Source organism: Hyunsoonleella flava (assembly GCF_004310325.1).
Taxonomy (GTDB): Bacteria; Bacteroidota; Bacteroidia; order Flavobacteriales; family Flavobacteriaceae; genus Jejuia; species Jejuia flava.
Map to the genome: position 1 here is coordinate 56887 of NZ_SIRT01000014.1, position 12276 is coordinate 69162.

Below are 12276 nucleotides of genomic sequence, written 5' to 3' on the forward strand. Positions count from 1 at the left end.
GTCGTAATCACAAAGGCATGTTGAATGTTAAAGCAAGTTATTTTCTATGGCGGCTTTGATAATCCCCACACTATTTTTTGCACCTAGTTTGCTCATAATGTTCATGCGATGGGTTTCTACTGTTTTTGGGCTAATAAAGAGTTTTTCAGAGATTTCTTGCGTCGTTAATTCTTCAAATATAGCTTGCAAGACTTCTTTTTCGCGTCGCGTTAGCTTTACTAAAAGCGTGTTCACATTTTTCTTACCAATGGATTGGGCCAATAACTTTTTTTCGACATCGCGCTGTAGATATTGTTCACCATTAAGTACTGTTTTAAAAGCAGTTAACAATTCTAGCTTATCCGTATTTTTCAATACATAACCATCTGCTCCACTGTTGAGCATTCGTTTGATAAAAGACACCTCATCATAGTTAGAAATCGCTATTATCTTGAGGGTTTTATTATTCTTTTTAAGCTGTTTGCACAAATCAATACCACTTGTATCTGGTAAGTTAATATCGAGTAACAAGATATCTGGTTTGTCTTTTTCAACAGCATTTAAGGTTTCAGAACCACTACTATAAAGACCTATGATCTTGATATCCTTAGTATCTTTAAGCATTGATTGAATACCTTTTAAAACCATTTTGTGATCGTCTGTTATGGCTATTTTAGTAATCATGATAGTTTATTAGTATTGATGTCTATAACGAATGATGTGCCTTTATCATCTGAGGTTATATCTAATTTTGCATTTAAATAAGCTATTCTAGATTTTACATTTTGCAACCCAATACCATTTGCTTTTTCTGTATGTATATCGAAGCCTTTACCATTATCTTCAACAGTTAATTGAATAGCATCATTTTGGTAACTGATTTGCACGTCGATTTCGGAAGCTTCTGCATGTTTTATACTATTGCTTACTAGCTCTTGCACAATTCTAAATATATTGGCCTCTGCTTTTTTAGACAGGTTGATGTCACTCCCAATAGATTGAAACGACACTTTTGCATCGTGAATGGCATTCGTTGTACTACAATAATCTTCAAGCGCTTCAACCAAACTAAAATCTTTAAGTGCTGGTGGCACTAAATTATGTGAAATGGCTCGAACTTGCTCACAGGACTTATCTATCATGATCACAGCTTCATTTATGACTTCATTATTCTTTTCTAATAATGACGTTAATTTGTATTTAATTGCAGACAGATCTACATTGACTCCATCATGTAATTCCTTTGCTATACGGAAGCGTTCTTTTTCTTCACCTTCCATTAACAACTCTAGTGTTTTTACTTGTTGTTCACGTTTAAGTGTTAGTATTTCTTGATTTTTCCGTTTTTGACGCTGTTGGTATAAAAACCAGATCAAAATAGATGTTAATAGCAGAAATATTGCTAGACCTGTCATGAGTTTATATTGAGATTGTTTTTTTTGAAGTTGGGATTCCTGTTTTTGAATTGATAGTTTTTGTGCTATAATTTCTTTGTCTTTTTTTTCTGTATTATATTTCGTTTCAACTTCATTAAGGTGTTCAAGATTTTCTTTAGAAAGTATAGAATCATTATAGGCTGAAAAAGCTTCATAATTAACTAAAGCATCATTATAATTGCGCTTTTGCTTGTAGATTTGAAACAAACTATAGTGAAGCTCTCTTAAAACTTTTTTGGACTCTGGTGCTTGTGCTATCCCTTCTTGTAAAACCTGTTCGCTTTTAGATAATTCACCTATTTTTAAATAAGCCTTTCCTAAGGAATTTCTGGTCTCTGCCAAAACTGTACTATAATTGTTTTTTTTCTGAATAGTATAGGCCTCTTTTAAATATGTAATGGCAGTTTTATAATCTTGTTTCTCAATATACAACTCAGCAATATTCTGACTGTTGATCGACAAACCCCAATCATAATTAAGTTGTTTATCCATTTCTCTAGCCTCTTTAAAGTAGAACAATGCACTATCTTGTTGTTTTGAATGCAGAAAGGCAGTTCCTAAATTACCATATGCATTGGCCAAATCATCTTTATACTGACTTCCTTTCAATGTTGTAATAGCTTTTCTATAAGTTGAAATTGCATTTTTGTATTGTTCAAGATTTTTCTGAAGAATACCAATACTATTTAAGGTCATACCTATGCCTTTAATATTATTTGATTTTTCGTAAATCTCTAAAATTTGATAATACAACGTTATACTGGTTTCATAATTACCTTTCAGGCTATTGATTACTCCTTTCTGAAACAAATCATTTGCAATCCTAAACGAATCCTTTTGAGATACGTTGTATTGGTAAGATTTGTCTACATAATCTAATGCTATATCGTAGTCTCCTTTAAGGCGAAACAAAACGGCATACCTGTAGTTTAATTGAGCCATGCCTTTTGGATTATTTGCCTTTGATAAAATTGCAAATGAAGAATCTAAATGAGATTGAGAAACTTCTAAGTTCTTTCCTAAATTTAGCCATGCAATTCTGCCGTGAACAGTTGCCTTTAATTTGAGACTATCTGTAGTTTTTAAAATCTGTTTTAGACTATCTAGTTCCTTATTTTGCGAAAAACAACAAAGTCTGAATAGAATTACGCCAATATATATAAGATGTTTCAAACCAATTGATTTATAGCTTATTAAAGATAGTATTTTTTAACTCAAGTCGTTTTATAATAATTAGTTATCATCAGAGACTTTACTAAGGTGTAAAATTTCAGGTGTATTGTTACTATACAACTCTTCAAACTCAATAACAGTGGCATTGCCGTTTACACTAGTGACAATCCAATCTTCAACCAGATCGTTCAAATCAGCATCTCCAGGATTATCGATATTATCAAAATCTAGATAAACAACCCAAGTATCTTCACTCAGATTATCTTCAATAAATACTTCAATTAAAGCGGTTTCTGAAACTTCATTGTAAGTTATAACAGCACGTTCCTCTTCAACATTGAACGTAAATTCGTAACCAGTAAATTCTGTGGTACGATTTTCATTTTCGTCTGTAAATAGACTAATACTCCATGTTCCATTTAGAAGCTCTGGCGAAAACTCTTGACTAGAATTTCCTGAGTCATCATCGTTGCTGCAGTTTAGCACTAATGAGAAGAAAACAAATAGGACTAAGGTTTTTAATAGAGATTTCATAGTAACAGATTTAAATTTATACCTGCAAGCTATTACCATATGACTAAAAATTGCTAAGGGCATTCCTTGATTTACGAAAAATCAGGGAATACCCTTATATAAAATTGAATTCGAAATAGAAGATGAAATCTGAAATGAGATACTGAAACAAGTTCAGCATGACAAACGCTGATTATCTAAAACGCATTAACAATAGCAAAAAAGTCTTCTGCTTTTAATGACGCTCCACCAATCAAACCACCATCTACATCTGGCTTAGAGAAAATCTCTTCTGCATTTGCTGGCTTCACGCTTCCTCCGTAAAGAATAGAAACACTGTCTGCTACATCTGCTCCATATTTGTTGGCTAGTGTTTTTCTGATAAACGCATGCATATCTTGTGCTTGTTCTGGTGTAGCCGTTTCACCTGTTCCAATAGCCCAAACTGGCTCGTAGGCCAAAACGATATCTTTAAAAGCTGTAGCCTCTAAATGGAATAACGCATTTTTAATTTGGTTACCAACTATGTTTTCTTCATTTCCAGCTTTTCTATCAGCTAATTCTTCTCCAAAACAGAAAATAACACGCATCCCTTTTGCTAATGCAGCGTCTACTTTTTTAGCTAATAACTCATCTGTTTCATTAAAATATTCTCTGCGTTCACTGTGTCCTAAAATCACTGTTTTTACACCTACACTTTTTAACATACCAGCACTAACTTCACCAGTATATGCACCATCTTCTGCAAAATGCATGTTTTGGGCAATTACTTCTATATCACTCTTTCTTAAGGACTCAAAAGCACTCCATAAATTTGTGAAGGAAGGTGCTATCATTACCTCAGCATCAGAACTTTTTGTTTGGTTTTTTAAATCGGTAATTAATGATTGGGTTTGCGACAAACCATTATTCATTTTCCAATTTCCGGCTACGATATGTTTTCTCATAAGGTTGATTTAAACTTCTCTAAAGAAGATGTGTGTATTTATATTTTATTAAATACAAAAATACTTAATTTTTCAGAGCTGCAATCAACTTTTCGTCATCAGCTTCAATAACATCAAATACAACGATTTCGCCAGCTTTATTTATGACCATGTATCTAGGAATCCAACCAATACTTACAAAATCTCCGAAAGATGATTTTTTCCCTTTGGGTAAAAAATAATGCTCACCAACTACATCATACTTTTTTATACCTCGTTTCCATGGTGCTTCGCCTCTATCTAAAGAAAAAAACAAGTACGCTGCTTCAGGATACGCCTCTTGAAGTGCTTTTACCTTTGGCATACCTTGAATACAATCTCCACACCATGATGCCCAAATATCGATGACTATAGTTTTACCTTCGTGTTTTTCTAAAATAGATTTTAGTGACATAGTATTCCCCTCTAAAGTCGTAAACGTGTCATTTAATGCTGCCTCACTAAACTGTGTTGGCGCTTCCGCACAACTAAGAAAACTAAATAGGAATAAGAACAAATAACTTATCTTTTTCATGCTTATCTTTTTATTGTAATTTAACTTTTGGATCTAACCAAACATAAATTAAGTCGACTAAAATATTAATCATTACAAACAAAGTTGCAATTACTAAAACAGAACCCATAATTACTGGTAAGTCTAAAGTATTAAGTGAGTTTACAATTTCTTTCCCAAGTCCGTTCCAACCGAAAATAAACTCCACAAACACAGCTCCTGCTAGCATAGATGCAAACCATCCTGAAATTGCCGTAACTACTGGGTTTAATGCGTTTTTTACCGCGTGACGTTTTATAATTTGAAACTCGCTTAAACCTTTTGCTCTTGCAGTTCTTATGTAATCTTGATTGAAAACTTCTAATAATGAGTTTCGCATCAATTGAATAACTACTGCAAGTGGGCGAATACCCAAAACAATGGCTGGTAAAATCAAATTTTTCCATTTAATGTGCATCGCTTCACCAAAATCATCGAGTTCGTAGAGGCTTCCTGTCATTTCCAAATTAGTGTATTTATGCAATACATAACCAAACAACCAAGCGAATAAAATTGCACTGAAAAACGAAGGTACACTCATACCTAGCGTACTGAAAATTTGAATGGTTTTATCAAGCCATTTGTCTTTGTACAATGCAGAAACTATTCCAAGCAATACACCTAAAATCATGGCAATAATAATCGCTGAAACTGCTAACACAAAAGTATTTGGTAAAGTTTCCCCTAAAACTTGAGTCACCTTTTTTCCTTGTTTTGTAAATGATTCTCGTAAATATGGAAACTTTAAAACAGTGGTTGTATTTCCTATTGAAAACAACTTTACCGCACTATACTTGTTTTGCGACAAATAGGTGTAATCCTCTTTGTTTTTAGAATGAAATGATAATGGTGATAAATCGTTGATGTAATAGCCATATTGGGTTAAAATAGGTTTATCAAAACCATATTTTGCTTTTACTTTTGCTAATTGCTCACTATCTTCATTTTGCCCCATCATCATTTGTGCGGGATCTCCAGGAAGTACATTAAATAAAAAGAATATCACCGTCACTACTCCAAATAATGTGAGTATGGCGTAAAGGGTTTTATTTAGGAAGTAGTTTATCAGTGGTTAGTTATTTGTTGTCAGAAAACTAAAAACTCTTTTAGTTTTCCTTTAATTTTACTTGAACAAAGCCTGTATAAGATGTGTTATTTTCAATATTATACTCTTTTAAAGCAATTTCATTTTTATTAACATTAACACTTTCAATCATATTTGAATCTAATGCTTCTACTAGTTCCTTTGTAGAAGCTTCTCCATCAATAAAGTACGCAATATTTTCATGTAGAAGTTTTTTGGGAGAACTGATTTTAGGTGCAACTTTAGGCAAATCTAAATCCTCCAAATCATTCCAATGCACTTTTTGCTTTACAGTGCCATTGTCCAACTCCAAAATTCCAGGGTTAGAACGCACCACTGTTTTTAACGCTTTTTCATCACATAAATACCATTCAAAATCAATATCATAGGCCTCATTTATACGATTTTTTGCTTCTTCGCCTGATGCCGTTAATCCTATTATTTGATAATTATTTTGTCTTACTCGTTTTTGTAATGCTTTTAACTTTGAAGCACCATCTCGTTCTATCTTTTCAAGGCTATATGATACTACTATAATTAGATTTTCTTGATCTAAATAGTGCGCCGTTAAGTCTTCATCTACACTTTCAATAGAAAAATCAACTACTGGCGGTGTATAACCCTCTTGAATAACTTTGGTTTCTACACCAATAAATTCACCTTCAACCGAGGGATAAGCTCCATTTGTAGTAATTATTTGTTCTTCTCCGTTTACTTTAAATTTCCAGCTATATTCCTGTACTGGTTTTGGTGCGTCTTCTGGAATGGTCATACCTTCCTTGATATTTTTCCCAATAGCATACGCCCTAAAATCTATCGTTGGCAAATGCATTAATACGTGGTAACCAAACCATAAACTCACGACAAAACCTAATAAGGCTAATATTGTTATTGGGAGCTTAGTAAAAACAGGTTTTATATGTTTTACACCGATGAATAGAATTAGTATAAGCACCAACAACGCCACATCTTTCCAAAATGTTTCCCACGGTTTTAATTTTATAAAATCTCCAAAACAGCCACAGTCTTTTACCTTTTCAAAATAGGCTGCATAAAAGGTTAAAAACGTAAAGAAGATTATCATCAATAATAAACTCCAAACCGTGAATTTGGGTTTATAGCCAATTAATAAAAACACACCTAAAACCACTTCAAACACAACTACAAAAACTGAAATTAATAAGGCATAAGGTTCTAAAAAAGGAATATTTAATACATCTGGACTGAAGTATTCCTGCAGTTTATATGAAAAACCTATAGGATCATTTAGTTTTATAAATCCTGAGAATATGAATAATACGCCTACTAAAATTCTTGAAATACTTACAATTGCTTTCATGCTTTGTCTTCATTTAAATGAATCATCGCGAAAACCGCATAGTTTATCATATCCTGATAATTAGCATCAATGCCTTCACTTACCAACGTCTTACCTTGATTATCTTCAATTTGCTTCACCCTCAATAACTTCTGCAAAATCAAATCCGTTAAACTACTCACTCTCATATCGCGCCATGCTTCGCCGTAATCATGATTTTTATCTTCCATTAACTTTTTGGTGATAGCTACATGCTTTTCATATAATTCAGTCGCTACTTTGGTAGACATGTCTGGTTGTTCCACCACACCCTTTTCCAATTGAATTAATGCCATAATACAATAATTGATAATACCAATAAATTCACTCTCCTGCCCTTCATCGACCTTCTGAACATCATTTTGTTGTAGGCCTCTAATACGCTGCGCTTTAATAAAAATTTGGTCAGTTAAAGAAGGTAATCTTAAAATTCGCCACGCACTACCATAATCGCTCATTTTCTTTACAAATAAACTTTTACAGGTATCTATTACCGCATCATATTGTTTTGAAGTATCTTGCATTGATAAATTGTTTTTTGCGTAAATTTCGCATAAATAATTAGAATGTTCAAAGTTTGTGGTTTAAAGTTTTAAACTACATACAAACACTTTAGAAAAACATATTAATGACCATAAATTGCAAAGGCAAACTTGTTGATTTATCTACTCCCAAAGTGATGGGTGTTTTAAATGTTACTCCTGATTCGTTTTATGATGGTGGCAAGTATAAAGATGAAACCTCTATTCTAAAACAAGTAGAACAAATGCTAAATGAGGGCGCTACTTTTATAGATGTTGGGGCCTACAGTTCAAGACCAAATGCGGAACATGTAAGTGAGGAAGAAGAGTTAAACCGCATCTTGCCTATTGTACAATTAATTTTAAATGAATTTCCAGAGACTTTAATCTCAATAGACACATTTAGAAGTGAGGTGGCTAAACAATGCATGAAAACTGGTGCTGCATTAATAAATGATATTTCAGCTGGTAATTTAGATGAAAACATGCTGAAAACCATTGCTGCATTGCAGGTGCCTTATATCATGATGCATATGCGAGGAACACCCCAAACGATGCAAAGTTTAACCGAGTATGATGATTTAGTAAAAGATATTTTATTTTATTTTTCTGAAAGAATTGTTGCTGCTAGGGATTTAGGTATTATAGATGTCGTGATAGACCCAGGGTTTGGTTTTGCAAAAACCTTAGAACAGAATTTTGAATTGTTGAACAAACTCGAATTATTTAAAATGATTGAAAAACCACTATTAGTTGGTGTCTCTAGAAAATCTATGATTTATAAAACTTTAGATACTTCAGCACAAGATGCACTTAACGGGACTACAGTTTTAAATACTATCGGCTTGCAAAAAGGCGCTTCTATTTTGCGCGTACATGATGTAAAGGAAGCTGTGGAAGCTATAAAATTGGTTGAGGCTCTACATTAAAACACCTCCCTGACCCACTCCTTTTAGGAGGGACACTCATAGTCTAAGAAACAGCACAAAAATGATAAATATCAAAAAGAAAACGCTACAGTTTCCTCTCTAAAAAGAGGGGATTAAGGGGTGTGTTAAGTGTATAAGATGAAAATCTACTATAATCCAAAACTAAAAGAACTTGCAAGACAACTTCGTAACAACTCTACGAAGTCTGAAATAAAACTATGGACATATCTTAGAAGAAAACAAATGCATGGTTACGATTTTCATAGACAGAAACCAATAGATAATTATATTGTTGACTTCTTTTGCAATAAATTACGGTTAGCAATTGAATGTGATGGGTATTCGCATGAAATCATAGAAGTTTATGAGAAAGATGTAAAGAAAACAAAGCGATTAAACGAATTAGAAATTCATATGTTAAGATTTTCTGATTATCAAATAATGAATGACATTGATAACGTTATTAGGGCTATTGAGGATTATATTTTTAAATTTGAAGAATATGGATTTACACCTCCCTGACCCCCTCCTTATTAGGAGGGACACTCATACTTTTAAAAATAAAAATAAATAAAATGTCGAAAGTTCATTAATAGTAAATTAAACGCAACAGTTTCCCCTCTAAAAAGAGGGGAGTAAGGGGTGTGTAAAAAAACTTATTCAAAAAATGAAATATAAGATTATATCTCTATTATTAGCAGCATTGTTTTTTTCCTGCGGAAACGAAAAAGAGCTACAACTACCTCAAATTGAAAAAGCGGATATCAACGAAATTCAAGATGTTTCTCCTGCTTACTTGTTTTATGATGAAACCCAACCGGATAGTGTTTTACTAAATAGAAAAAATTTGATAAGCACTACCAATTGGTTAGTAAATGTGGATAAACGCTTGACGTTGAAGCAGGCTATTCCACATATTAAGTTTTTACAGGACAAAAAGAAGTCTTCCAGTCATAAAAATGAAAATGCAAAGAATTACTTTACCTGTCATGATTTGAGTATTAATAATTTGGGGTTTTTAGAATTTACCACAACCAATTACAACCTAGAAAAACCAGAAATAATTCCATCAGATATCTCTAGCTTTGAACATTCTGGAAATATTCATTTAATTTATTTTGGTGAAAATAAAGATATTTCAATTTCTAAAGGAAATACTATTCCAATTCCAGAAAAAATGAATATTTCTACCTTGAAAAAGGAAATTAAAGAAATTGACACGCTAACAGGAAGAATAATTTTAAATTTTGATAAGAATTTAAAATTCCAAGATTATATTTTTTATAAATCCAAAATATCAGATTTAAATCTTAATCATCTATCAATATCAAATAAAGAGTATCTTTATAATTGATCACAATTTCTTAAATTTACCAAAACCTATCAGCTATTGAACATCTTTGATGACATTTTAAACCTTCGTTTTATAGACTATCTAGATGTTGTGCTTGTTGCACTCCTGCTCTATTATCTCTACAAACTTGTAAAAGGCACGGTTGCCATAAATATTTTTCTCGGTATTATCATCATCTATGGCGCGTGGAAATTGACCGAGTTCCTTAACATGGAACTGCTTTCTGGAATTTTTGGTGGCTTTATGCGTGTAGGTATTATTGCGCTTATTGTCGTATTTCAACCAGAAATCAGGAAGTTTTTATTAATGGTGGGATCTACAAATTTCAGCAGACGTCGCAAATTTTTAAAACAGCTTAAATTCTTAAAAACCGAGGGTACTAATGAAAGTGATGTGGATGCCATTATTTCAGCTTGCAACAAAATGAGCATGTCGAAAACTGGTGCTCTAATTGTTTTTGAGCGTAACAATAACTTGGATTTCCTTTCAGAATCTGGTGACGAAATGAATATTAAAGTTACCCAGCCCATTATAGAAAGTATATTCTTTAAAAATAGTCCGTTACACGATGGTGCCATTATCATAAGCAATAATATTGTAAAAGCTACTCGTGTCATTCTACCCGTAAATAACGAGAAACACATCCCGCAACGTTTCGGGTTACGTCATCGCGCCGCTATTGGAGTTACTGAAAAAACAGATGCCTTAGCATTGGCTGTAAGCGAAGAGACAGGACATATTTCCTATTTTAAAGATGGTGAATTTGTGGTTTTTGAAGACACTACCGAACTTGCTAAAATGATTAAGAACGATTTGGCGTAATGCAATGTAAAAACTGTAACATCGAGATACAAGCTTACCAAAACTATTGTTCTGAGTGTGGTGCTAAAGTTATTCGTAATAGACTTACATTCAAAAACATTTGGACAGAAATCAACCTCTATTTCTTTAATCTTGATAATAAACTATTTAAAACATTAGTATTCCTTTTTACAAAGCCCGAAGAAGTTATTGTAAGTTACATTGAAGGTACAAGGAAAAAGTATGTGGATGTAATTCAATACTTTGCTATTTCTTTAACATTGGTGGGAATTCAAGTATTTTTGATGAACACGTTTTTTAAGGATGCCATGAATTTAGATAGCCTCTACGGCGACTCTTTTAAAGAGCTTTCAAATCAAGAAAATAATCCTTTTGCTCCAGGAAATATGGATTATAGTGCCATAAATAACTACCAAAGTGTTATTTACGTGTTAAGCGTACCTATTTCTGCTTTTTCCACTTGGATAGCATATTACCTTGTTGGTGATAGACGTTATAATTTCACCGAACATATTGTAATTAACCTATACTACTCCGCACAAATTATTATCGTTAGTGCCGTATTAAGCATTCTATTTTTGGTTTGTGGAGGAGATTATTTAACAATTTCTGTCCTAGTAAGTGTTTTTACCTTTGCTTATCTTTTTTATATACTTCACAGAGTATTTAAAACAACACTTCTTGACAGTTTCGCAAGGTTTCTATTAATCGGTTTTTTATATGGAATTTTGTTTATATTTATTTCAATTGCTACATATGCAATAGGGTATCTGGCAGGAAGCGCAAATAATCATTAAAATGAATTGTAAAAATTGTAATAGTACATTAAGAACAGACTATAGCTACTGTCCAGATTGCGGAGGTAAAGTAGTAAGACAAAGAATTACTAATAAAAGCTTAATATATGACTTCTTAGAGCGCTATTTCAATCTGGATAATACATTTATTACAACCATAAAACATATGCTTGTAAAACCTGAAAATGTTTGTGGAGGTTATATTAACGGTTTGAGAAAAAAATATTTGAATCCTGTAAGCATGTTGGCCATCACACTAACATTATCGGGACTCACGCTTTTTTTAATGAAAAAGATTGCTTGGGAAAGTATAGATTTTGGCAGTATAAGCTATGCACAAACAAGTGCAGGAGGTGAGGGTACAAAAAAAATAATGGCATCGACTATGGAGTACAGCTCATTACTCTATTTGGCCTACATTCCCGTATTGGCTTTTGCTGGTCTTATATTTTTTAATAAAAAGAATTACAATTTTGCCGAACATATGATTATTGCAATTTATGGAATAACGGCTTTTAGTATTGTATCTTCAGTATACTCTGTAATTACGCTAATGATAAACCCTCAGTTTTATATAGATTATGCCTTATTGTATTCTTTAATTATGATTTTGTTCTGTGCCTATGTGGCATATCGTAACTCAAAAGATAGTGTTAAATCATTATTTTGGAGGGTCCCATTGTATTTTGTTTTCTTTCTGATGGGTTATATGGGGCTTTCTATCCTAACTATGATACTTCTTTTTTTAACAGGAGAAGTTTCAGTTCAAGATTTTATGCCAAAAAAGTAATAG

At 32.7% G+C, this 12276-nt stretch carries 14 protein-coding genes; 6 read left to right on the plus strand and 8 right to left on the minus strand.

Going from position 1 to position 12276, the window contains the following annotated elements:
- Window positions 1-27: 27 nt before the first annotated feature.
- The 8 genes from EYD45_RS14250 to EYD45_RS14285 form a co-directional block, all read right to left on the minus strand.
- Window positions 28-663: a response regulator gene (locus EYD45_RS14250; protein WP_130965234.1), complete on the minus strand. Its 636-nt coding sequence runs from the start codon at window positions 661-663 to the stop codon at window positions 28-30.
- Window positions 660-2588 (minus strand): tetratricopeptide repeat-containing sensor histidine kinase, encoded by a 1929-nt coding sequence (locus tag EYD45_RS14255; protein WP_130965235.1) that lies wholly within the window; start codon window positions 2586-2588, stop codon window positions 660-662. Before EYD45_RS14255 ends, EYD45_RS14250 begins: the two co-directional genes overlap by 4 nt.
- Window positions 2589-2648: 60 nt before the next feature.
- Window positions 2649-3122: a hypothetical protein gene (locus EYD45_RS14260; RefSeq protein ID WP_130965236.1), complete on the minus strand. Its 474-nt coding sequence runs from the start codon at window positions 3120-3122 to the stop codon at window positions 2649-2651.
- Between the two features lie 176 nt (window positions 3123-3298).
- Entirely contained in the window at window positions 3299-4048 is a 750-nt protein-coding gene (tpiA, locus tag EYD45_RS14265; protein ID WP_130965237.1) for a triose-phosphate isomerase, read from the minus strand.
- 64 nt (window positions 4049-4112) lie between these two features.
- On the minus strand, window positions 4113-4601 hold the full coding sequence (locus EYD45_RS14270; RefSeq protein WP_130965238.1) for a TlpA family protein disulfide reductase: 489 nt from the start codon (window positions 4599-4601) through the stop codon (window positions 4113-4115).
- A 10-nt stretch (window positions 4602-4611) separates the two neighbouring features.
- Entirely contained in the window at window positions 4612-5688 is a 1077-nt protein-coding gene (locus EYD45_RS14275; protein WP_130965239.1) for an ABC transporter permease, read from the minus strand.
- Window positions 5689-5725: 37 nt separating this feature from the next.
- On the minus strand, window positions 5726-7042 hold the full coding sequence (locus EYD45_RS14280) for a BT_3928 family protein (protein WP_130965240.1): 1317 nt from the start codon (window positions 7040-7042) through the stop codon (window positions 5726-5728).
- Entirely contained in the window at window positions 7039-7584 is a 546-nt protein-coding gene (locus tag EYD45_RS14285; protein WP_130965241.1) for a DUF1599 domain-containing protein, read from the minus strand. Before EYD45_RS14285 ends, EYD45_RS14280 begins: the two co-directional genes overlap by 4 nt.
- A gap of 104 nt (window positions 7585-7688) precedes the next feature.
- Between EYD45_RS14285 and folP the strand changes: the two genes are divergently transcribed.
- The 6 genes from folP (at window position 7689) to EYD45_RS14315 (ending at window position 12273) form a co-directional block, all read left to right on the plus strand.
- Window positions 7689-8510 (plus strand): dihydropteroate synthase, encoded by an 822-nt coding sequence (gene folP / locus EYD45_RS14290; RefSeq protein WP_130965242.1) that lies wholly within the window; start codon window positions 7689-7691, stop codon window positions 8508-8510.
- Window positions 8511-8648: 138 nt separating this feature from the next.
- Window positions 8649-9032 (plus strand): endonuclease domain-containing protein, encoded by a 384-nt coding sequence (locus EYD45_RS14295; RefSeq protein ID WP_130965243.1) that lies wholly within the window; start codon window positions 8649-8651, stop codon window positions 9030-9032.
- A 145-nt stretch (window positions 9033-9177) separates the two neighbouring features.
- Entirely contained in the window at window positions 9178-9864 is a 687-nt protein-coding gene (locus tag EYD45_RS14300) for a hypothetical protein (protein ID WP_130965244.1), read from the plus strand.
- Window positions 9865-9900: 36 nt separating this feature from the next.
- A complete protein-coding gene (locus EYD45_RS14305; protein ID WP_130965245.1) occupies window positions 9901-10686 on the plus strand; it encodes a diadenylate cyclase in 786 nt (261 codons plus the stop codon).
- On the plus strand, window positions 10686-11483 hold the full coding sequence (locus tag EYD45_RS14310; RefSeq protein WP_130965246.1) for a DUF3667 domain-containing protein: 798 nt from the start codon (window positions 10686-10688) through the stop codon (window positions 11481-11483). The genes EYD45_RS14305 and EYD45_RS14310 overlap by 1 nt, the downstream gene beginning before the upstream one ends.
- Before the next feature lies 1 nt (window position 11484).
- The gene (locus EYD45_RS14315; protein ID WP_130965247.1) at window positions 11485-12273 is read left to right on the plus strand and encodes a DUF3667 domain-containing protein; all 789 of its coding nucleotides are present in this window, start codon (window positions 11485-11487) and stop codon (window positions 12271-12273) included.
- The last annotated feature ends 3 nt before the right edge of the window (window positions 12274-12276 follow it).